14 protein-coding genes and 3 pseudogenes are annotated in these 22,312 nt (G+C 69.2%); 7 read left to right on the forward strand and 10 right to left on the reverse strand.

What is annotated here, in order from left to right; translation table 11 throughout:
* The 5 genes from L6444_RS28925 to L6444_RS28945 all read right to left on the reverse strand — a co-directional run bounded on the left by L6444_RS28925 (nucleotide 1) and on the right by L6444_RS28945 (nucleotide 6,028).
* The gene (locus L6444_RS28925) at nucleotides 1–996 is read right to left on the reverse strand and encodes a D-2-hydroxyacid dehydrogenase family protein (protein WP_236978913.1); all 996 of its coding nucleotides are present in this window, start codon (nucleotides 994–996) and stop codon (nucleotides 1–3) included.
* An 8-nt stretch (nucleotides 997–1,004) separates the two neighbouring features.
* The gene (locus L6444_RS28930) at nucleotides 1,005–2,513 is read right to left on the reverse strand and encodes a carboxylesterase/lipase family protein (protein ID WP_236978915.1); all 1,509 of its coding nucleotides are present in this window, start codon (nucleotides 2,511–2,513) and stop codon (nucleotides 1,005–1,007) included.
* 69 nt (nucleotides 2,514–2,582) lie between these two features.
* Nucleotides 2,583–3,491, reverse strand: a complete 909-nt coding sequence (locus L6444_RS28935; RefSeq protein WP_255731129.1) for an HpcH/HpaI aldolase/citrate lyase family protein — start codon at nucleotides 3,489–3,491, stop codon at nucleotides 2,583–2,585.
* Nucleotides 3,492–3,504: 13 nt separating this feature from the next.
* On the reverse strand, nucleotides 3,505–4,689 hold the full coding sequence (locus tag L6444_RS28940) for a CaiB/BaiF CoA transferase family protein (protein WP_236978917.1): 1,185 nt from the start codon (nucleotides 4,687–4,689) through the stop codon (nucleotides 3,505–3,507).
* A complete protein-coding gene (locus tag L6444_RS28945) occupies nucleotides 4,682–6,028 on the reverse strand; it encodes an LLM class flavin-dependent oxidoreductase (RefSeq protein WP_236978919.1) in 1,347 nt (448 codons plus the stop codon). The genes L6444_RS28940 and L6444_RS28945 overlap by 8 nt, the downstream gene beginning before the upstream one ends.
* Before the next feature lie 69 nt (nucleotides 6,029–6,097).
* Here L6444_RS28945 and L6444_RS28950 point away from each other — a divergent pair, with 69 nt between their 5' ends.
* The 4 genes from L6444_RS28950 to L6444_RS28965 all read left to right on the forward strand — a co-directional run bounded on the left by L6444_RS28950 (nucleotide 6,098) and on the right by L6444_RS28965 (nucleotide 8,769).
* A complete protein-coding gene (locus L6444_RS28950) occupies nucleotides 6,098–6,742 on the forward strand; it encodes a GntR family transcriptional regulator (protein ID WP_236978921.1) in 645 nt (214 codons plus the stop codon).
* 50 nt (nucleotides 6,743–6,792) lie between these two features.
* The gene (locus L6444_RS28955) at nucleotides 6,793–7,071 is read left to right on the forward strand and encodes a type II toxin-antitoxin system Phd/YefM family antitoxin (protein WP_236978923.1); all 279 of its coding nucleotides are present in this window, start codon (nucleotides 6,793–6,795) and stop codon (nucleotides 7,069–7,071) included.
* Nucleotides 7,068–7,472: a type II toxin-antitoxin system VapC family toxin gene (locus L6444_RS28960; protein ID WP_236978924.1), complete on the forward strand. Its 405-nt coding sequence runs from the start codon at nucleotides 7,068–7,070 to the stop codon at nucleotides 7,470–7,472. Before L6444_RS28955 ends, L6444_RS28960 begins: the two co-directional genes overlap by 4 nt.
* A 400-nt stretch (nucleotides 7,473–7,872) precedes the next feature.
* Nucleotides 7,873–8,769: a helix-turn-helix transcriptional regulator gene (locus tag L6444_RS28965; protein WP_236978926.1), complete on the forward strand. Its 897-nt coding sequence runs from the start codon at nucleotides 7,873–7,875 to the stop codon at nucleotides 8,767–8,769.
* Nucleotides 8,770–8,835: 66 nt separating this feature from the next.
* On the opposite strand, the gene L6444_RS28970 is transcribed toward L6444_RS28965, so the two are convergent.
* A complete protein-coding gene (locus L6444_RS28970; protein WP_236978928.1) occupies nucleotides 8,836–9,039 on the reverse strand; it encodes a hypothetical protein in 204 nt (67 codons plus the stop codon).
* Entirely contained in the window at nucleotides 9,015–9,422 is a 408-nt protein-coding gene (locus L6444_RS28975; RefSeq protein ID WP_236978930.1) for a helix-turn-helix domain-containing protein, read from the reverse strand. The genes L6444_RS28970 and L6444_RS28975 overlap by 25 nt, the downstream gene beginning before the upstream one ends.
* Nucleotides 9,423–9,489: 67 nt before the next feature.
* Between L6444_RS28975 and L6444_RS28980 the strand changes: the two genes are divergently transcribed.
* Nucleotides 9,490–10,650, forward strand: coding sequence for an LLM class flavin-dependent oxidoreductase (locus L6444_RS28980; protein ID WP_236978932.1), 1,161 nt, complete (start codon nucleotides 9,490–9,492; stop codon nucleotides 10,648–10,650).
* Between the two features lie 21 nt (nucleotides 10,651–10,671).
* On the opposite strand, the gene L6444_RS28985 is transcribed toward L6444_RS28980, so the two are convergent.
* From L6444_RS28985 to L6444_RS30925, 3 genes and pseudogenes are all read right to left on the reverse strand, one after another.
* Nucleotides 10,672–11,439 carry a hypothetical protein gene (locus L6444_RS28985; protein WP_236978934.1) on the reverse strand — a complete coding sequence of 256 codons (768 nt, stop codon included), beginning with the start codon at nucleotides 11,437–11,439 and terminating at the stop codon, nucleotides 10,672–10,674.
* 628 nt (nucleotides 11,440–12,067) lie between these two features.
* Nucleotides 12,068–13,329, reverse strand: a pseudogene (locus L6444_RS31365) (PE family protein); the annotation flags it as partial.
* 288 nt (nucleotides 13,330–13,617) lie between these two features.
* Nucleotides 13,618–16,481, reverse strand: a pseudogene (locus L6444_RS30925) (PE family protein).
* Between the two features lie 357 nt (nucleotides 16,482–16,838).
* Here L6444_RS30925 and L6444_RS29020 point away from each other — a divergent pair.
* Nucleotides 16,839–20,735: pseudogene (locus L6444_RS29020) on the forward strand (Pls/PosA family non-ribosomal peptide synthetase).
* Nucleotides 20,732–22,054 (forward strand): M1 family metallopeptidase, encoded by a 1,323-nt coding sequence (locus tag L6444_RS29025; RefSeq protein ID WP_236978938.1) that lies wholly within the window; start codon nucleotides 20,732–20,734, stop codon nucleotides 22,052–22,054. Before L6444_RS29020 ends, L6444_RS29025 begins: the two are co-directional and overlap by 4 nt.
* The last annotated feature ends 258 nt before the right edge of the window (nucleotides 22,055–22,312 follow it).

The raw sequence follows: 22,312 nt of genomic DNA on the forward strand, positions 1-22,312 counted from the left end.
TTACCGCAGCGCTTCCGGGTTGGCGATCCGCACGGGTGTCCCGTACAGCCAGGCGACCACGGCTTCGACGGTGTCGGAGTAGAACGCGCCCAGCATTTCCCGGGTGACATAGCCGAGATGCGGCGACAGCGTCACATTCGGCAGATGACGCAACGGATGGTCGGCCGGAAGCGGTTCGGCGTCGAACACGTCCAGTCCCGCCCCGGCGATCCGGCCGCCCCTCAGCGTTTCGATCAGCGCCGTCTCGTCGACAATCGGCCCGCGAGAAGTGTTGACCAGAAACGCGGTTGGCTTCATCGACATCAGTTCCGGCCGGCCGACCAACCCGTGGGTGCGCTCGGAGAGTACGACGTGGATGGACACCACGTCGGACTGTTCGAACAAGGCTTCCTTGGCGACCCAGCGCGCGCCCACCTCCGCCGCGGCCGCCTCGGTGAGGTTCTGGCTCCACGAAATCACCGGCATGCCAAAGGCTTTCGCGTAGCCGGCCATCCGGCTGCCGACCCTGCCCAGCCCGAGCAGACCCAGGGTCTTGCCGGATAAGGTCGTCCCGATGGTGGACTGCCATCCTCCCTCGCGCATCCGGCGGTGTTCTTCGGCCAGATTGCGCACCGTGGCGATCATCAGACCCCACGCCAGCTCCGGAGTGGCGTCGCGGACCGCACGGAAGCGGGGGTGGGTGAAGTTCGAGTGGGCGACCAGCACGTGGTGCTCCGTGGCGGCGGCCAGGTCCAGATTGGGCAGGCTGCGGCCGACGATGGTGATCAGCTTGAGGTTCGGCAACCGGGCGATGAGGCTGCGCGGAAACGCCATGCGCTCACGCATCGTGCATGCCACGTCGAACGGCGCCAGCGCCTCGGCCGCCTCGTCTTCGGACAGATGCCGATCGAAGACGGTGATGTCACAACGTTTTTGCACCGGCGACCAGTCGGCCAGCTCGAGGGCCATGCGCGCGTAGTCGTCCAGTATCGCCACCCGGGCGGTGCGCTCACCCATCCGATCCCCTAGTGCACGGCGGTGGGGTTGGCAGCACGCTGGGGTCCGGCGTAATGGCGCCACGCTTCCCACGTCGCGCTGTAGAGTCCGTCGACCACCCGAGGTTCCGGACGATCGATGACGACGGCGGCTTTGTCGTCGTTGTACGCCGGCCAACCAGCCGCACCGGTCCGAGCGAACTCGATCCAGTGCTGCCGTACCCAGTCGCCCAGCGCCCGGTATTCGCGGCGCTCACCGGTGGTGAACGGTTGCGTCGCGGGCATGTCGAACCCGAACACCAGCGGAATGTCGGTGGCGTGAATGGCGCCCATGCCTATCCAGCGCAACAGCGGCGGGGCGTAGTCCATTCGGTACAGGTAGGTCGGCGCGTGCCGAGCATGGGCCTCCGCCGCGGCGATCATCGGTCGCACGAAGAAGCAATCGGTGGCCAGCTTGGTCAGCGTTCTGCCGCTTGGGTAGTCCGGATAGTGCCGCAGGACCTCGTCTTTCGCGGCCGGGTCGGTGGCGGCGAACATGCGTTCCACCCGCTGAGGGGTGGTCGGGAACAGATCGACGAACCGCCGGACCGGTCCCCAGCCCGCGTGCCCCATCTCGTTGCGCATCGAGCCGATGAGCAGCGGGACGCGGTGCGCGTGACCGGCCGCCAGCGCCGCCGTCGGGTCCTGCGGCAGCAGATCTCCGTCGATCACCGGGGCCAGCGACATCTGGCAGGGAACCTCGCGCGCGATACGTAGCATCACCCGGATCGCCGTCCCCGCAATCGCTTTGGCCGGCGCCGTGCGCAGGGCATCCGCGGCGTTCTCGGGATCGATGCCGAGCGCCTCGACAATCCGGCGGGCGGTTTCGGCGGCCTGGTCCCGGGTGCGCACCGCATCGGGTACCGGGCTCTGCGCGATCGCGCGGTGGAACAGTCCCTTGGTGGCGGGCATCACCAGGTGGTTGAGAACGGCGCTGGCACCGGCGGACTGCCCCCACACGGTGACGTTCTCCGGGTCGCCACCGAACGCCGCGATGTTGCGCCGCACCCACTGCAGCGCGGCGATCTGGTCGCGCAGGCCGACATTGGATTCGAAATCCGCCGAGTACCGGGAGAAGTCGACGAATCCCAGGCCGCCGAGCCGGTAGTTGATCGTGACGAGCACGATCCCGAACCGGCGCACCAGCGGCTCGGGATTGTGGACCGGCAACGCGGAGCTGCCCTCGAAGAACCCGCCGCCGTGGATGAATACCAGCACCGGCCGGGGTGGTCCGTCTCCGGCGGGCGCGCAGACGTTGAGCGTCAGGCAGTTCCGGTCCGTAGCCGCCACGATGCCCAGCGGCGAGCTGAACAGGTGCGAATGTGCGGCGTTACCGAATTCGGTCGCGTCCCGCACGCCGCCCCACGGCGTGACGGGCTGCGGGGCACGAAACCGCAGCGGCCCGACGGGCGGCGCCGCGTACGGGATCGAACGCCAGACGTCGACGTCGCGGTGCCGCCGGCCGCGCACGGCGCCGGACTCCACGTCGACCCTGGTCACCGCTTCAGGTTACGTTGACGCTGCGCCCACGGCGCACGCCACTCGAACTTTCCCGCCCTGGACGCAGAGTCAACCGCCAGAGTTCGCGCATAGCGCGGCGCGCGCCAGCGTCTGCTCGGCCATCTTCACGTGCGCTGCGTCCACCAGCACGCCGTTCACCCCGACCGCACCCCGGCCGTTCGACTCCGCTTCCCGGTACGCCGCGACATTGCGTTGCGCCAAGGCGATCTCGTCGGCGGTGGGCGCATACACCTCGTTGGCGACCGGTACCTGCCCGGGATGAATCGCCCACTTGCCGGTGTATCCCATCAGCGACGCCCGGCGTGCATCGCGCTCGTAACCGGTCAGATCGCGAAAGTCGGGGTAGGGCGCGTCGATCGCTTCGATACCGGCGATGCGCGCCGCGACGATCACCTTGCTACGCGCGTACTGCCAGAAATCGCCGGGGTAGTCGCCGAGCGGGACGAAGTTGGTGTCCACCCGGGCGCCCTGGGACAGCGAGAAGTCGCCGACCCCGAAGATCAGCGCGTCCAGCCGCGGGCTGGCGGCCGCGATGGCTTCGGCGTTGGCCAGGCCCTCGACCTCCTCGATCAGCACCTCGAGCCGAATCTGCCTGTCGAGTAACAGTTTTGCTTCAAGCTGGGTGAGCAGCACGTCCACCCACCACACGTCGCGGGCGGTGCGCGCCTTGGGGATGATGACGGTGTCCAGGTTGGCGCCGGCCTTGGTCACCACCTCGATCAGGTCGTCGTGACACCAGGGGGTGTCCAGGCCGTTGATCCGGATCGCGCGAGCCGTGCGGCCCCAATCGATCTCGTTGAGCGCTGCGATCGCCTTGGATCGAGCCGACTCCTTGCAGGCCACAGGCACCGCATCCTCGAGGTCGAGAAACACCAGGTCGGCGCCGCAGCCGGCGGCCTTGTCGAACATGTCGTCGTTGCTCGCGGGTACCGCCAGCTCGGAACGGCGCAGTGTCACTTGTTCTCCTCCCTCACAGCACACCGTTGGCGTGCAGATCGTCAATCTCGTTGCGGCTCAGCCCGAGTAGTTCGCCGTACACCTCGTCGTTGTGCTCGCCGAGGCGTGGGCCCAGCTGCCGTACCGCGCCGGGGGCCGCGGAGAACCGGGGCACCGGCGCCTGTACCGTCACCGGCCCTAGTTCGGTGTCGTCGACCGAGACGAACACGCCCCGGTGGGCAAGCTGCTCGTCGCGCACCAGATCGGTGATGTCGTAGACGGGTGCGGCGGCCACCTCGTGCGCTTCGAACACCTCCATCGCCTGCGAAAGTGTCTTACCGGCAACCCAATCCGCCACCACCGCGTCGACCTCGCGGGCGCGGGCGAGTCTGCGCTGCGGATCGGAGAAGTCGGCGTCGTGCACCAGGTCGTCGCGTCCGATCGCCCGGAACACCCGAAGGGCCAGCGCCGGCGAGCTTCCCGACATCGCCAGCCAGCGGCCGTCGGCGGTGCGATAGGTGTTGCGCGGCGCGGAGATGTCCCAGCGGTTGCCGGACCGCTCGGGCACCAGGCCGAGTTGGTCGTAGCCCAGCAGCGTCTGCTCCAGCAATCGGGCCAGCGGATCGATGAGGTTGACGTCGATCAATTGGCCCGGCCCACCGTGTACGTCGCGGTGGTACAGCGCCATCATCACCGCGTATGCGGCATTCAGCGATGCGACCCCGTCGGCCAGCATGAACGGCGGCAGCGTCGGCGGCCCGCCGGCCTGGCCGGTGATGTGGGCGAAGCCGCTCATCGCCTCGCCCAGAGTGCCGAACCCGGGCCGCTCGCTCTTGGGCCCGGTCAACCCGTATCCGGTGATGTGCAGCATGACGATTCGGTCGTTGACCCCGCGCAGGCTCTGATAGTCCAGCCCCCACTTGCGCAACGTCTGTGGCCGGGTGTTGAAGATCGCGACGTCGGCGTGCCGCACCAGTCGGCGCACCAGCTCCTGGCCGGCGCTGCAGCGCAGGTCCAGCGTGATCGATTTCTTGTTGCGCGAGATGGACTTCCACATCAGGCCGACGCCGTCGCGCTGGTTGCCCCAGGAGCGGATGGGGTCGCCGTTACGCGGGTCCTCCACCTTGATCACCTCGGCGCCGAACTCGCCCAGATAGGTGGCGACCAGCGGCGCGGCCGCCAAGGTGGCCAGGTCGAGCACCCGCAGGCCGTCAAGCATTGGCGCCGACGGGTCGTTGCAACCCGAGGTGACCCCGCAGCGTCGACGACTCGTACGCGCTACGGAACAACCCGCGTCGTTGCAGCTCCGGAACCACCATCCGTACCACGTCCTCGAACGCGCCGGGCAGATGCGTTGCGGCCAAGACGAATCCGTCGCAGGCACCGCTTTCGAACCAGTCGGCCATCTGGTCGGCGACCTGCTCACCGGTGCCGACGAACCGCGGCCCCTGCAGCAAGGTGGCGCGGTGGCCGGCGAGATCGCGCACCGTGACCGTGTCGCCGCCGATATGCGTGCGCAGATTCTGCACCAGGCCCCGGATTCCCGAGACCGATGCGATCAGATCGTCGGTAACCGGATCGTCCAGATCGTGTTGAGCGAAGTCGTAATTCATCAACTCCGACAACAGGGTGAGCGAGGCCATCGGGTGCACCAGGTCGTTGAGGAACATCGCCTCGCGGTCCTTGGCGTGCGACTCCGATTCCCCCACCACCGCGTAGGCCATCGGGCAGATACGGACCGCGCCCGGATCGCGTCCGGCAGCGGCGATGCGGTCCTTCTGGTCGGCGTAGTGGCTGCAGGCCACTTCGATTCCCGGGTCGCCGGTGAAGATCAATTCCGCCCAGCGCGAGGCGAATTCGCGCCCGCGGCCCGAAGAGCCGGCCTGAATGATGACCGGCCGTCCCTGCGGGGAGCGGGGCACCGTCAGGGGCCCGCGCGCCGCGAAGTACTGCCCGACGTGGCCTAGCTCGTGCACCTTTGCCGGATCGGCGTAGTGACCCGTCGCGCGGTCGTGCAGTACGGCGTCGTCCTCCCAGGTGTCCCAGAGTCCGGTGACCACGTCCATGAATTCGTCGGCACGGTCGTAGCGTTCGTCGTGACCGAGGTGGGCCTCGACGCCGAAGTTCTGCGCCTCGCTGTCGTTGACCGAGGTGACGACGTTCCAGGCGGCCCGCCCGGCCGACAGGTGGTCCAGCGACGCGAAGGTGCGGGCGACGTGGAACGGCGCATAGTAGGTGGTCGAATAGGTGGCGCCGAGTCCGATGTGCGAGGTCGCCTGGGCCAGTATCCCCAGCACCACGCCCAGGTCCAGCTTGACCGGCCGGGCACCGTACTGGACGGCCTCGGCCACCGAGTTGCCGTATACCCCGGGCATCGCCAACCGGTCGTCGAAGAACATCAGGTCGAAGCAGCCTTCTTCGAGCTGACGGCCGATCTTGGCGTAGTAGGACGCGTCGAGGTACCGGTGCTCGGTCGCGGGGTGTCGCCAGGATCCGGCGTACACCGAAGTGCTGCCCGCCTGCATGAAGGCGACGAGGGACATCTTGTCGGTTCGCATGGTTCGGAAATCTAACACCTGATATTTCAGATTTCAAATGTTAGATTCTCGATTTGATATGCTGCCTCGATGGCAGCGATCGACATCTCCGGCACCGTGCGCGAGCGCGCCGCCCGGGAACTGCGTGACCGCATCCTGACCGGCACCATCCCCGCCGGGGCGCGTCTGGACCTCGACGCCATCACCGAGGAATTCGCCACCAGTCGCACCCCGGTGCGCGAAGCCCTGCTTGAGCTGTCTTTCGAGGGCCTGGTCCGCGTCGCGCCGCGCAGCGGAGTCACGGTGATCGGGATCAGCCCGGAAGACGTGCTGGACAGCTTCACCATCCTGGGGGTGCTGACCGGCCAGGCGGCGGCCTGGGCCGCCCAGCGCGTGGAACCGGACGAGTTGGCGATGCTGCGCGAACTGGCCGCCGACGTCGCGTCGAGGTCCGGTGACGACAGCATCGGCGAGGCGAACTGGCACTTCCACCAGAAGATCCACCGGGCCGCGCACTCGCCCCGGCTGATGGCCCAGATCAAACAGGCGGCGCGGGTGGTGCCCACCAACTTCCTGACGCTGTTCCCCGACCACGAGAAGCACTCACTCGATGACCACGAGGCGCTGCTCGACGCGTTCGCCGACAAGGACGCCGAGCGTGCCCGCGCCATCGCCGAACGGCATGTGCTGGATGCCGGGCGCTCCCTGGCGGAGTGGCTGGAACAGCGCGGCTGAGCCCGCGTCCAGCGGCGCTGATGTAGCACAAGACGTGCTACGTTGGCTGGATGGAGGTCATCGGGGTCCGTGAACTGCGACAACATGCATCGCGGTACCTCGCGCGGGTCGAGGCCGGCGAGGAGCTGGGCGTTGCCAATCACGGGCGCCTGGTTGCCCGCCTCGTACCGGTTGCGCAAGCGACGCGGTCCCGCACCGCCCTGATAGATGCGGGACTGCTACTCCCGGCCCGCAGCCCGGAAAATCTGTACGACCCCGCCGGCACATCGCCGCCGAGCGAAAAGCGCACACTGTCGGACGTTCTCGAAGAAATGCGCGACGAGCAGTGATCTACCTGGACACCTCGGCCCTGACGAAACTGCTCATCGCCGAGGCTGAGACGGCTGCACTGCGAGCGTGGCTCAACGCCCAGCACGAGCGGGGCGAGCACGCAGCGACCAGCACGCTGGGCCGCATCGAGTTGATGCGAGCCGTTTACAGGTACGCAGCGACTGAGTACGTCGGGCGGGCCCGCTATCTGCTGGACGGCCTTGACATGGTCACGCTCAGCGCACCTGTGTTGACCGCAGCGGAGACCATCGGTCCGCCTACGCTGCGTTCGCTCGACGCGATCCACCTGGCGGCTGCTGCGCAACTCAAGCAGGAGCTGACGGCTTTCGTCACTTACGACCGGCGTTTGTTGGCGGGCTGCCACGACGTCGGGATTCCGGCGATATCGCCCGGCTCATGAAAGTTGTTGCGGGGCGGCAACGGTATGGCTAAGGTATGGCTAACATCAGCGAAATCCGTTGTGCAGAACCGGTATACCGCAAGCGCAGTCATCCAAAGACCACATTCGTCCAGCGGCGGCTCAAAAGCCTCGGATAGCCGACGGATTCTCGGGTTGAACTTTTCTCCCCGATCGGGGGAGAAAAACCCGCCCGCGCAATCGTCGGCATGGAACCCAAACCTGGCCCCAAGATTCTCAAAGACGTTGCTGATAAGCACTTTTCGGCAACAACATGACGAGCTGCCAGCCGGGGGACCGGGTGCAAACGGGCGTTGCCACGGCCCTACGAAGACCCGTGACAGCCGGTCAGATCTGGTTAATATCGCCTTCCACGGTACCGACGAGGGCAAGGCTGCAGCTCGTGAGTCAAGGATTCGCACAGGTCATCACCGCCGGCGAACGCGCGGGCAACCCGGTCCAGATGCGGCGCCGGCGCCTGGGCTCGATGAGCTTCGACGAGCTGGAACTCGACTCCGAAATCCGCTACCGGATGGCACCGTTGGACCGGATCGTCTTGACCCGGGTTCGCACCGGCTATTTGGAGCTGGACCGGGCCGGCGGTCAGACCGAAGTCCTGACACCCCAGGACCAGGTGGTCGCCCTGCCCACCGAGGACCTGACGGTGGGGATGCGGGGCAGCTACGAGATGGTGACGTTCCAGACTGCGGATCTGACCAAGGTGGCCGTCAGGTGCGCCGCGGACGGTGAACCCGTTCGATTGCTGTCCAGCCGCCCGGTGTCGGCGGCGACCGCCCGGCAACTCAGCTCGCTGATCGACTATCTACGCGACCACGTGCTCAGCCAGCCCGAGGCGTGCGATTCACCGGCGATCGCCAGCAACGCCGCGGCACTGCTGGCCGCCTGCGTGCTGAACACCTTTCCCAGCAATGTGTCGGCCAAGGCCGACCCGCTCGACCCGATCAAGTCCAGCCTGGTGCGCCGCGCCGTGGCGTTCATCGACGAGCGCGCGGACACCGACCTGTCCCTCGACGACATCGCCGCCGCCATCCACGTGACGCCGCGCGGGCTGCAGCACATGTTCCGTCGCCAGCTGGGCTGCACGCCGATCGGCTATCTGCGCCGGGTTCGCCTCAGTCGCGCGCACGAGGAACTGTCGGACGCCGATCCCGCGACCGTCTCGGTATCGGCGGTCGCCGCACGCTGGGGATTCGCTCATGGCGGGCGGTTCGCGGCCTACTACCGGCAGCATTACGGTCAGCACCCGCGCGTGACGCTGCACGGCCAATCGTCTAAGTAAGACTCCCGCATCCGGGGGCGCCGGCCGAACCAGGCGCGCGCCTGCCCCCGCTTGTCCCGCCGCTCCTCATCGTCCTCTGGTCAGCCCGGCCGCAAAGGTATTGACGAGTTCGTTGATGATGTCGGCCTCGCTGCGGCCGGCGGTCGCCTCTTCGTTCAGGGCCAGGGCCGTGACCGCAGCGAACACGATCCGCACCGCGATATGCGGGTCGTAGCCGTAACCGTGCCGCCGTGCGATCTCGGCCGTCAGCTGCTCAAGGCGGTCCAGCACCGGGGGTTACGTGTGCACCGAACGGATCGGTGCTCAGTGCGCGGAACAATGCCCGGTTGGTGCGTACCAGAGTCCACAACCCCCTCGACGTAGACCCGCATCATCTGGTGAGGTTCGTCGCCCAACGCGACCACGTGCTGCCATTCGACCAGCTGCTGCTCGGCCAGCGCCTCGAAGGGCTGCAACACCGCGGCGGCGAACAGCTGCTGTTTGGACGCGAAGTGGTTGAACAGAAGTTGTTCGGTGACGGTCGCCCGCTCGGCGATCTCCCGGGTCGTCGCGTGGAAACCTTTGGCCGCGAACATCTCTCGTGCGGCATCGAGCATCAGCACCTTGACCTCGGACGCGGACCTGCGGCGGCGGACATTATTGGTATGCGCCATCTTGAAATTCCCAACCATGCTGCAATAGAGTGCTTACTCTACAGCCCGTCGTCGAATCGAGCAGGCAATGACGAATGTCGAGGTAGCCCTCAACTATTGGCCGAGCCGCTATCTGCCGCCCCAGGCCGGCGCTGACTTCGCCAAGCAGATCGAGGCGAGCGGCGTCGTCGACTGGTTCCAGACCTGGGACCAACTGGTCAGCTTCTTTCCGCAGGCGCTGTGGCGTCCGGATGTCACTCCCATGGCCAACCTCAGCGCCGACTGCGACTCGTACTACAACGCTGCAATGGTCGCATTGTTGGCTGCCGCCGCGACGAACACGCTGAACATCACGACCACCCTGGACGCGGTGCGCAACGGTCCCGCGGAACTGCTACAACAAATTCTCACGCTCTCGTCCGCGACGCCGGCCAAGGTGGCGCTCCAGTTGGCCGCGGGCGAGCTCAAGCAATGTAAGCCGTTCGGCTGGAAGCGATCCCAGGGCCTATCCCGGATGGAGGACATCTTCGCCATCGTGCGCAAACTGCTGTCCACCGATGGGCTGATCAGCCACGAGGGCAACCATTGGAACTACTCGGGCGCATGGATCGGCGCCCACTTCCCCAAGGTCCCCGAGATCTGGGCCCTCGGCGGCGGCCCCCAGCTGATTGACATCGCGACCACCCACGCCGACGGTTTCATCAGCATGGTGCCCAGCGCATTCAGCACACCGGAACAATGGGGAGAGCAAGTCGCCCAGATCGACGCTCAGCTGGAGCGCAAGGACCGCGACCCAGAGAAGTTCACCAACGGCTTCTGGCCGTTCGTCATCGCATACCGCAGCGACGACGAACGCGAACGCCTGCTCAACAGTCCGATCACCAAGTGGATGGCCGCGGTGTTCGGGCGACTGCACCACGGGGCCTGGCGCGACGAGGGCGAGCAGCTGATCTTCGAGGAGAACTGGCACTACGCGCTCAAAATGCTGCCGCACCAGATGAGCGCGGCCGAGGTCGATGAGATCGTCGCCTCGGTAACGCCGTCCATGATCGAGAAGTCCTACATCATCGGCACCCCGGACGAGGTGGCCGCCGAACTCCAGAAGTACGTCGATGCGGGCGCCGACTACATCGCACCGAGCGACCTCGCTCCGGCGATTTTGCAGGCCGAGGAACAACCTCGCGCGCTCGAGACAATCCTGCAGGTCTGCGCTTGCCTCAAGGGTGCGGAACTACCCGCTGCGTCCTGAGGATCGCCGCCGCGCCGTCCGTCAGGGCGTGCCGTGCGAGCCGGGTGCGCCGCTGCTGCCGGTTCCGCCGCCCGCGCCGGGCAGCCCACCGGTACCGCCGTGCGCATTGGCCATGTTCGGCGCCGTCGCGTCACCGCCGTTACCGCCGTTACCACCGGCGCCGTCCTGCGGGCCGCCGGCACCGCCATCACCGCCGTCGCCGGCGACGACCTGCGCAGTGGAGGCTGCATTGGTGGCTTTGGCATCACCACCGCGGCCACCGTTTCCACCGGTCCCGACGGAGTCCCCGGCGCCGCCGTCGCCGCCGTGGCCGGCGGTGACTGTGCCGAGTCCGTTGCTGTTCGCGGTACCGCCGTCGCCACCGGCCCCGCCCGACCCGTTCTGTGACTCAACAGGGCCGTTCGGGGCGCCGGTGCCGCCGTGCCCGCCGTCGCCGGCGCTGGCTGCCGCCGCGGACGCGGTGTTGTCGACCGTTGCGTTGCCGCCGTGGCCGCCGGCGCCGCCGCGACCGTAATCGGTTGCCGCACCGCCATTTCCACCGTCGCCGCCGGTAGCGCTGCCGGTGCCGAACGCGTGTGCGTCGCCACCCGTCCCGCCGGCGCCGGCGTTCGCGATGTAGTTGACCCGCAGTTCGCCACCGTCGCCGCCGTCGCCTCCGGTCGCCGAACCGCTGCCGTAATTGACGGCATCGCCGCCGGTTCCGCCGTGTGCATAGAGACCGCCCAAGAAGGAAAGGCCGCCGGTGCCCCCGTTACCGCCGACGGCATCGGCGGATGCGCCCGACGCCACGACCAACGCCTTCCCGCCCACACCGCCGGCCCCCCGCCGCTACCTGCTCCGCCGGTGCCGCCGGCCCCACCGACCACCCGCCCGGTAGCGGCGGTATTCACGGAGTCGGCGGAGCCTGCGTCGCCGCCCTTGCCTCCGAATCCGCCGGCATTCCCGCCGTCCCCGCCGGCTCCACCCGTGGTCGCGCCGGTACCCGCGTTGAAGGCGTCGCCCCCGCGGCCGCCGTCGGCGGCGTAGTTTGCGCCGCCACCGCCGTGGCCGCCAGCCCCACCGGTGGCGCTACCGGTGCCGGCGCTGTCGTTGATGTTGGCGTTGCCGCCCACCCCGCCGAAGCCGTCGCCGTCGTTGCCGCCGCTACCGCCGTTGCCACCGTTGCCGCCGGTGGCATTCAGGGTGCCGGCACCGATCGAGTTGCCCCCGCGACCCCCGGTGCCGGGGTGCTGGTTTCGTCGTAGCCGACGCTGCCGCCGTTGCCGCCGTTGCCACCGACGCCGCCGAGGCCGGCGTTCCCCCCGTCGCCACCTTTGCCGCCGGTGCTGCCCGGGGTGATCTGGTCGCTGTAGCCGTTGCCACCGTTGCCGCCGTTGCCACCGGCCAGTTGGGTGCCCGCTCGCCCGTCCGCGCCCTGGTGGGCGCCGGCACCACCGACGCCACCGGCGCCCACCGCGCCGGGATTGCCGCCGTCGCCACCGCGCGCGCCGTTGCGGGCGCTCGCATTGCCATCGCCACCGTTGCCCCCGTTGCCACCGGCCCCGGAGTTGCCGCCGGCGCCACCGGCACCGCCGTCGCCGGTGGCGCCGTGATGGCTCAGCAGCCAGCCGCCCTCGCCGCCGGCGCCGCCGGATCCACCGTTGCCGCCCGTCGCGCCGTCGCCACCCAGGCCGCCGCTGCCTCCGGCGCCGCCGGCGTTGGGGTTGGTGTAGCCGAGCCCGCCGGCCCCACCGGAGCCTCCCGTTCCACCGACGCCGCCGACGCCACCGCGCGCCGCCGTGGCCCCACAGGCCACCGCCGTTGCCGCCCCGGCCGCCACTGCCACCGTTACCGGCGGCGGTGCCATCGCCACCGGTGCCACCGACAGCCGTGGTGGAGCCGTCCGTGCCGACCAGGCCTTCCGCGCCACTGCCGCCGGCGCCGCCGATGCCACCGGTGCCGCCGCTGCCCAGCAGCGCGCCGCCGTGACCCCCGGCTCCGCCATTTCCGCCGTTGAGGCCGACCGCTCCGGTGCCGCCGATGCCGCCGGTTCCGCCCTTACCGAACAGGGTCGCCGACCCACCCACCACCTACCGCGTTCAGCCCGCCCGCGCCGCCGGCACCGCCATTGCCATACAGCCAGCCCCCGACCCACCACGACCGCCAGCAGCCCCCGAACCCCCGCCCCACCAGCCCCACCATGACCGATCAACCCCGCCGACCCACCAGCCCCACCGGCCTGACCCGCCGCACCCGAACCACCACTACCGCCATTGCCCCACAACAAACCCCCATCCCCACCCGCCTGACCCGACCCCGCCGCACCATTGGCCCCATTACCGATCAACGGCCGACCCAACAAATACTCCGTCGGCGCATTGATCAACCCAAACGGCTCCCACCCCGCCAACAACCCCAGATTCAGCGCCTCCGCCGACCCGTACGCACCACCAGCACCGGCCAACGACTCCACGAACTGCGCATGAAACGCCGCCGCCCGCGCACTAACCTCCTGAAACTGCCGCCCATGCCCAGAAAACAACTCCGCAATCGCCGCCGACACCTCATCCCCGCAGCCACCGCGATCCGCGTCGTCGACACCGCCGCACTCGACCCCGCCTGCTCCAACGCCGACCCGATACCGGCCACATCCGCCGCCGCCGACGCCAACAACTCCGGACCCACCACGACAAACGACATTTCGAACCTCCAGACCCGCAGCGGACGAATATCCGGTTTTGCGTAAATGCTCGCTGGCGTCAGTCAACCAACGAGCATTTGCGTGTGGCGCTTTATCGATCGCGACGCTCTGCCCCGGGATAAATCTCGTCGCTTCGCGGATATTGCAATTTCTGGTATGCCGGATTTATTGGAATCCCATTTCAGATACACCGAATCCCGGGGCCATAATTCACTGTTGGGTCGCGGTGACATGGCTCCCGGGATTCGGGTCCGTCGGCTGGGGCGCCGACGGTAATCGTCCTGCCGCTACGGCGTGCCGTCGGTGCCGGGTACGCCGCTGCTTCCGGTTCCGCCGCCTGCCCCGGCGCTGCCACCGGTGCCGCCCTCTTTGTGGGTACCGCTGGGGCCTGTCGCATTGGCGCCGTTGCCGCCGTTGCCGCCGGGTCCGTTCACCGGCCCGCCGGCGCCGCCGTCGCCCCCGTCACCAGCGATGATGTTGGCTGTGGACGACGTGTTGGTGGCACTGGCACCGCCGCCGTTGCCGCCGTTCCCGCCTTTGCCGGCCGCGCCTCCGGCGCCGGCGTCACCGCCGTCGCCGCCGGTGACGTTGCCGAGTCCGGTGCTGGATGCGCTACCGCCTTGACCACCGTTGCCGCCCCAGCCGGCCTGCGATTGAAAGGCGCCGTTCGTGCCGCCCGGACCACCGGAACCGCCGTGGCCGCCGGTGGCTGCCGCCTTGGAAGTGGCATTGCTGACCGTCGCGGTGCCACCGTTCCCGCCGTCGCCGCCGCGCCCGTAGTTGATGCCCTGGCCGCCGTTGCCGCCGTCACCGGCGACGGCATTACCCGTGCCGTATGCGGTGGCGTTGCCGCCCACACCGCCGTCACCACCGTCGGCGATGTTGGTGGTGTTGAGTACGCCGCCGTCGCCGCCTCGTCCGCCGATGGCGTTCCCGCTGCCGTAGTTGATCGCGGCGCCGCCCTTCCCGCCGACGGCAGAAGAGGCGTTGTTCGAGGAGGTGCCGCCGGTGCCGCCGTGACCGCCGACGGCATCGGCAGTGTTGGCGATTCCGCTGACGAGCGCCTGACCGCCGACGCCGCCGGTGCCGCCGATCGCGCCAGTACCGCCGTTTCCGCCGGTCCCGCCCAGGACGGTGCCGGCGGGGCCGGTGGTCGCACCGTTGGCCGAACCTCCCTGGCCGCCGCGGCCGCCGTTGGTGATCCCGTTCCCGCCGTCGCCGCCGTTGCCAGCGGTGGTGGTGCCGCTACCGGCGTTGTACGCGTCGCCGCCATCGCCGGCGTTGCCGGCCACGTTGCCGCCGTTGCCGCCGCGCCCGCCGGCACCCGCCGTCACGTTGCCGGTGCCGCCGGGGTCGGTGACCTGTGCGTTTCCGCCTTTACCACCGACACCGGCCTCGTTGGCGCCGCCGGCGCTGCCGCCGTTTCCGCCTTTACCGCCGGTGGCGCCGAGCGAACCCGAGCCGAACGAGTTGCCGCCGTCGCCGCCCTTGCCGGCGTTGCCGTTGTTGCCGTTCGACCCGACGCTGCCGCCGTCGCCACCGTTGCCGCCGACGCCGCCGAGTCCGGCGTTGCCGCCACGGCCGCCGTCGCCGGCGTCGAAGTTGGCCAAGTTCAGGTCGCTGTAGCCGTTGCCGCCGTTGCCGCCGTTGCCACCGGCCAATTGGGCGCCGGAGAGCCCGTCGGCTCCCACGTGTGCGCCGATGCCGCCGGCCGCCCCGCCAATTCCACCGATACCGGCCGCACCGGGATTGGCGCCGTCGCCGCCCCGTCCGCCCAGCCCGCCGTTGGGGCTGCCCGCGGTGCCGTTGCTTCCGTTGCCGCCGCTGCCGCCTGCCCCGGCATTGCCGCCGGTCCCGCCGGCGCCACCATTACCGTTGGCGCCATCTGGGCTCAACAGCCAGCCGCCCTTGCCGCCGGCGCCGCCGGCGCCGCCATTGCCGCCGGCCGCGCCGTTTCCACCCAGGCCGCCATTGCCGCCGGTTTTACCGCCGACGGTGGGCTCGGTGAAACCGGTGCCACCGGCCCCGCCCGAACCACCGGTACCGCCGACGCCGCCGTCACCGCCCATGCCGCCGTGTCCCCACAGCAAGCCGCCGTCACCGCCTCGGCCGCCGATGCCGCCGTCGCCGGCGGCGGTGCCGTCTGTCCCGGCGGCGCCGGTCGGGTTCTGTGGCGAGCCGCCCTTGCCGTTCACACCGTTGATTCCGTCGCCGCCCGCGCCACCGACGCCACCGTTGCCGCCGCCGCCCAGCAGTGTGCCGCCATCACCACCGGTACCGCCGTGGCCGCCGACGCCCTGCGCACCGCCGATCCCGCCGGCGCCACCGTCGCCGCCGTGACCCCAGATCCAGCCGCCTCGCCCGCCGGTGCCGCCGTCCCCGCCGTTGAGCAGACTGCTGGCCGCGGCGCCGCCGGCACCGCCGGCGCCGCCTGATCCGAGCAGGTATCCGCCGTTGCCGCCGGTTCCGCCGCCCGCTCCGGTGCCGCCGATGCCGCCGGTTCCGCCCTTACCGAACAGGGTCGCCGACCCACCCGCACCACCTACCGCGTTCAGCCCGCCCGCGCCGCCGGCACCGCCATTGCCATACAGCCAGCCCCCGACCCACCACGACCGCCAGCAGCCCCCGAACCCCCGCCCCACCAGCCCCACCATGACCGATCAACCCCGCCGACCCACCAGCCCCACCGGCCTGACCCGCCGCACCCGAACCACCACTACCGCCATTGCCCCACAACAAACCCCCATCCCCACCCGCCTGACCCGACCCCGCCGCACCATTGGCCCCATTACCGATCAACGGCCGACCCAACAAATACTCCTCGGCGCATTGATCAACCCAAACGGCTCCCACCCGCCAACAACCCCAGATTCAGCGCCTCCGCCGACCCGTACGCACCACCAGCACCGGCCAACGACTCCACGAACTGCGCATGAAACGCCGCCGCCCGCGCACTCACCTCCTGAAACTGCCGCCCATGCCCAGAAAACAACTCCGCAATCGCCGCCGACACCTCATCCCCCGCAGCCACCGCGATCCGCGTCGTCGACACCGCCGCACTCGACCCCGCCTGCTCCAACGCCGACCCGATACCGGCCACATCCGCCGCCGCCGACGCCAACAACTCCGAACCCACCACGACAAACGACATTTCGAACCTTCCCGCAGAGTCCAACAAGATCCGGTGCGCTGTTACTCGACCCATCCCATTCACGACGCCGAGCCGAGAGGCGTTAACCCGATTGCGTACCTGAATGCGAAGTGAAGCAATGAACCCGGCGGGCGCGGTGAGTTATTGGCGATGCAATACCGCGGTCGGACAAACATCGTCGTTCTCTGGATAAGCATTTAAATTCTCGGTTGTTGCCCGCGGAATTCAATTCTGGAACTCATTTACGAATTCCACGGCGGACGGAGCCGCGGCGGAGCGTTGCGCCAGCGTGGTCAGGGGCGACACAGGTAGCGTCACCGCACGCGCCGGGCGGTGTGGCTTGAGTATTTTCGTAAGGTGCCCGAGACCCCCGCGCAGTACCTCCGGTCGGCTGACGCGCCCAGGCCGCGCACGCTCATCGACATCATCAACGAGACAGCCGCGCGCTATCCGGATGCCGCCGCGATCGACGACGGCGAGGTGCAGCTCACCTACCGCGAACTGCTCGAGGACATGGCCGAAAGTGTGCGCTGGCTGGCCGCCCGGGGCATCGGCCGCGGCGACCGCATCGGCGTCCGGATGCCCTCAGGCAGCTATTCGCTGTACGTGGCGATCCTGTCGGTGCTGGCCGCGGGCGCCGCGTACGTCCCGGTAGACGCCGACGATCCCGACGAGCGGGCCGAGCTGGTCTTCAGCGAGGCCAATGTCGTCGCCGTGATTACCGAGAATGGCATCGAACGCACCCTGGGCGCCTCCCGCGGCTGGCGAGCCGGGGCGCCGCTGGCCCGCGACGACGCGTGGATCATCTTCACCTCCGGTTCCACCGGCACTCCCAAGGGGGTGGCCGTCACGCACCGCAGTGCCGCCGCGTTCGTCGACGCCGAGGCCCGACTGTTCTTGCAGGACAATCCGATCGGACCGGGCGACCGAGTACTGGCCGGGCTGTCGGTGGCGTTCGACGCGTCGTGCGAGGAGATGTGGCTGGCGTGGCGGCACGGCGCCTGCCTGGTCCCCGCGCCGCGGTCGCTGGTGCGCAGCGGAATGGACCTGGGCCCCTGGCTGGTGACCCGCGACGTGACTGTGGTGTCCACGGTGCCGTCGCTGGCCTCGCTGTGGCCCGCCGAAGCGCTGGAAGCGGTGCGGCTGTTGATCTTCGGTGGTGAGGCGTGTCCGCCCGAGCTTGCCGAGCGGTTAGCGGTGGAGGGACGTGAGGTGTGGAACACCTACGGTCCCACCGAGGCCACCGTCGTCGCCTGCGCCGCCCGGTTGGACGGTTCGCAGGTGAGCATCGGACTGCCGTTGGTGGGCTGGGATCTGGCCGTCGTCGATGACCAGTGCGAGCCGGTCGACTACGGGGTGACCGGCGAGTTGGTGATCGGCGGGGTGGGGCTGGCGCGCTATCTGGACGAGGACAAAGACGCCGAAAAGTACGCGGCGATGCCGACATTGGGGTGGCCGCGAGCGTATCGCAGCGGTGACCTGGTCCGTCTCGAGCGCGACGGCCTGTACTTCTGCGGCCGCCGCGACGACCAGGTGAAGGTCGGCGGGCGGCGCATCGAGCTCGGCGAGGTGGACGCGGCGCTGGTGAACCTGCCGGGGGTCAGCGGCGCCGCGGCCGCGGTGCGGCGCACCGGGGCCGGCGCCCCGGTGCTGGTCGGGTATCTGGTGAGCGCGGACCCGGACTTCGATATCGCCAAGGCGCGCAACCAACTTGCCGAGCATCTGCCCGCCGCCCTGGTGCCCCGACTGGTCCGCGTCGAGGCGCTGCCCACCCGTACCTCGGGCAAGGTGGACCGTGATGCGTTACCGTGGCCGCCACCGGGCGGCACCGACGAGACCCCGGAACTGGCCGGCACCGCCGGCGTGCTGGCCGGGTTGTGGCGGGACCTACTGGGCGCGGAAGTGGTTGGCCCGCAAGCAGATTTCTTCGCGCTCGGCGGTGGTTCGCTGGCCGCCGCGCAACTGGTCGCCACGTTGCGGCGACAGTACCCACAGATCACCGTCGCCGACCTCTACGACCATCCGCGGCTGGGATCGCTCGCCGGTTTCCTCGACGAACAGGAGGCGCCGCCGCAGGTCACCGAGCGGGTGGTAGTGCCGGTCCCCCGCCGCACCCAGGCGACCCAGCTGCTGTTGGCACTGCCGTTGGCGACCTTGGCTGCCTTGCAATGGGTTACCTGGCTGGCATTGGGGAACAACCTCGCCCGTGCGCTGCATGTAGTGCCGTGGACGGTCGCGGTGAACTGGTGGCTGGTGGTCGCCGCGTTCGTCCTGTTCGTCACGCCACTGGGCAGGATGGGCAGCGCAGTGCTCTGCGCCCGCCTGCTGTTGCGCGGCGTCAAGCCCGGCAGCTACCCGCGCGGGGGTTCGGTGCATCTGCGGGTCTGGTTCACCGAGCGGCTCGCCGCGGCCAGCGGGGCCGAAAACCTTGCGGGCGCACCGTGGCTCGTCTACTACGCACGCGCGCTGGGAGCCGAGATCGGCAAGGGCGTGGACCTGCACTCGATGCCGCCGGTGACCGGTCTGCTCAAGGTCGGGCAGCGCAGCGCGATCGAACCCGAGGTGGACCTGTGTGGGCATTGGGTCGACGGGGACATGTTCCACGTCGGGGCCATCACCATTGGCAACGACGCGACCATCGGCGCCCGGACCACGCTGCTGCCCGGCGCGGTCGTCGGCAAGAACGCCGACGTGGCACCGGGTTCGGGTGTGGTCGACAAGATCAAGAACGGGCAGTACTGGAAGGGTTCTCCGGCCGCGAAGTCCGGCCGGGTCAAGCACCCGTGGCCCGACGAGCGGCCACCGTCGCGCTCCTACTGGGTGGCCGGGTACGGGGTGACGTCGATGGTGTTGGCCGGCCTACCGCTGCTGGCCGCGGCCGCGGGGCTGGCCGTCATCGGGTTGGCGGTGCACCGTACGCGCAGCCTGGCACAGGCCGTGTTGCCGGCCCTGGTGTGGACACCGGTGGCCACCCTGGTCGCGGTGGCCGTGTACGCGGCGGCGACAGCGGTTGCGGTGCGGGCGTTGTCGATCGGGCTGCGCGAGGGATATCACCCGGTGCGCAGCCGGGCCGGCTGGCAGCTGTGGACCACCGAACGGCTGATGGACGCCGCCCGCAATTACCTGTTCCCGCTGTATGCCAGCCTGCTGACCCCGATCTGGTTGCGCATCCTGGGCGCGCGGGTCGGGCGCGGCACCGAGATCTCCACGGTGTTGCTCACACCCAGTTCGCCGTCATCGAGGACGGCGCGTTCCTGGCCGACGACACCATGGTCGCGTCGTATGAGCTTGGCGGCGGCTGGATCTACGCTGCCGAGACCACGGTCGGGCGGCGCGCCTTCCTGGGTAACTCGGGCATCACCCAGCCGGGCCGTCGGGTGCCCGACGACGGGCTGGTCGCGGTGCTGTCGGCGACGCCGCCGAAGGCCAAACGGGGCTCGTCCTGGCTGGGCAGTCCGCCGATGCGACTGCGCCGCCGTCCCGCCGAGGCCGACGAGGAGACCACCTACGCTCCGCCGACCCGGTTGAAGCTGATGCGGGCCGTGGTGGAGACCTGCCGGTTGGTGCCGATGATGGTCACCGCCGCCATCGGGCTGGCGATGTTGGGCGGGCTGCAGTACCTGGCGGGCTTCGGGATCGGGTGGGCCGCGCTGGGCGGAGGGTTGGTGTTGCTGGCCGCGGGTGTGCTGGCCGGGGTGGTGACGGTGGCGGCCAAATGGTTGCTGGTGGGCCGGATCCGCGCGAGCGAGTACCCGCTGTGGTCGTCGTTCGTCTGGCGCAACGAGCTCGCCGACACATTCGTGGAAACCGTTGCGGCGCCCTGGTTTGCGCGCGCGCAGCGGCCGGTACGCCGGTGCTGAACCTGTGGGGCTGCGCGGGCTGGGGGCGGACATCGGCCGCGGGGTCTGGTGTGAGACCTATTGGCTTCCCGAAGCCGACCTGGTCACTCTCGGTGCGGGCAGCACCGTCAACCGCGGCTGTGTGGTGCAGACCCATCTGTTCCACGACCGGATCATGCGGATGGACACCGTCGTGCTCGAGCCCGGCTCCACGCTGGGCCCGCACTGCGTCGCGCTGCCCGCGGCCCGGCTTGGCGCCGGAGCTTCGGTGGGGCCCGCCTCGCTGGTGGTGCGCGGCGACGAGGTGCCGGGATCGACGCGCTGGCAAGGTAATCCGGTACGGCCATGGAAACCGGCCCGTAATCCGGGCCGGAAGAAGGGCAAGAACACCGAAGCCGAAGGCACCGCGGCGTGAAGACCGCGGCCAAGAAAGCCTCGAAGAACGGGGCGCTCGATTCGTACCTGCCACAGAACGGCAACTTCGGCTACTCGGTGTCGCGCTACGAACTGGATCTGCAGTACAAGGTCGGCATCAACCGGTTGTCCGGCACCGCGACGATCACCGCGGTCACGCTCACCGAATTGCAGGTGTTCACCCTGGATCTGTCCAGTGTGCTGGCGGTCTCGAAGGTCTCGGTGAACGGTAAGCGCGCCGAGCGGTTCAGTTGCCGCGCCGGCAAATTGCGCATCACGTTGTCGTCGAAGCTGGCGACCGGCGCGGCGATGTCGATCGTCGTGCGCTACAGCGGCCACCCGAAGCCATTCCGAACGCTGTGGGGCGAAGTCGGTTTCGAGGAGCTGACCGACGGCGCACTGGTGGCCGGGCAGCCCAACGGCGCCGCCTCGTGGTTCCCCTGCAACGACCATCCCAGTGCCAAGGCCGCCTTCCGCATCCAGGTCAGCGCCGAAAGTGCTTATCGGGTGGTGGCCAACGGCAAGCTGGTGTCGCGTCGGGTGCGGGCGTCGCAGACCGTCTGGACCTACGAACAACCCGAGCCCACCTCGACTTACCTGGTCACACTGCAGATCGGTGTGTACGAGCCGGCCCGGCTGGCCAGGACGCCGGTGACCATCCGAGCGGCCCTGCCCGAACGGCTGAAGAAGAACTTCGACCACGACTTCGGCGAGCAGCCGCAGATGATGAAGTTGTTCGTCGAGCTGTTCGGGCCGTACCCGCTGGCCAACGGCTATACGGTGGTGGTCACCGACGATCCGCTGGAGATTCCGCTTGAGGCACAAGGTATTTCGATCTTCGGTGCCAATCATTGCGACGGCAGCGGAGACAGCGAGCGGCTGATCGCCCACGAGTTGGCGCACCAGTGGTTCGGCAATTCGGTGACCGCGCGGCGGTGGCGCGACATCTGGCTGCACGAGGGCTTCGCCTGCTACGCCGAGTGGTTGTGGTCCGAGCACAGCGGCGGACCCAGCGCCGGGGAGCTGGCCGCCGAGTACCACGAGGAGCTTCGCGGTCAGCCGCAGGACCTGCTGCTCACCGATCCGGGACCCCGGCGCATGTTCGACGACCGGCTGTACAAGCGGGGCGCCCTGACCCTGCACACGCTGCGCGGACGACTGGGCGACGTGAAGTTCTTTGCGCTGCTGAAGGATTGGACATCGCGGTATCGGCACTCGACCGCCAGCACCGACGACTTCACCGGCCTGGCGGCCAACTACAGCGACGAGTCGCTGCGGCCGTTGTGGGATGCGTGGCTGTATTCGACCGCGCTGCCCTGAGCCTTCGCGAACGGTTCGTATCCGGTCGCTGCGGCCTTCGCGCGGCAGCGGTCGATGAACTGCTGGTGGGTGTCAGCGTCGCCGTGTGCTCGGGCCAGTAGGCCCCGCAGCCGCAGCACGGTGAGTTGGTCGATGACGCAACCGGGTTCGGGTGAGGTGAGGCTGCGGCCAAGCGATCGACGGTGGCCTGCGCCTCGGCCAGATCGCCATCGGCACGCCGCTGCGCCAGTGCTTCGACGAGGACGTCGGCCGCCAGCC

Origin of the sequence: Mycobacterium kiyosense (assembly GCA_021654635.1) — a bacterium.
Taxonomy (GTDB): Bacteria; Actinomycetota; Actinomycetes; order Mycobacteriales; family Mycobacteriaceae; genus Mycobacterium; species Mycobacterium kiyosense.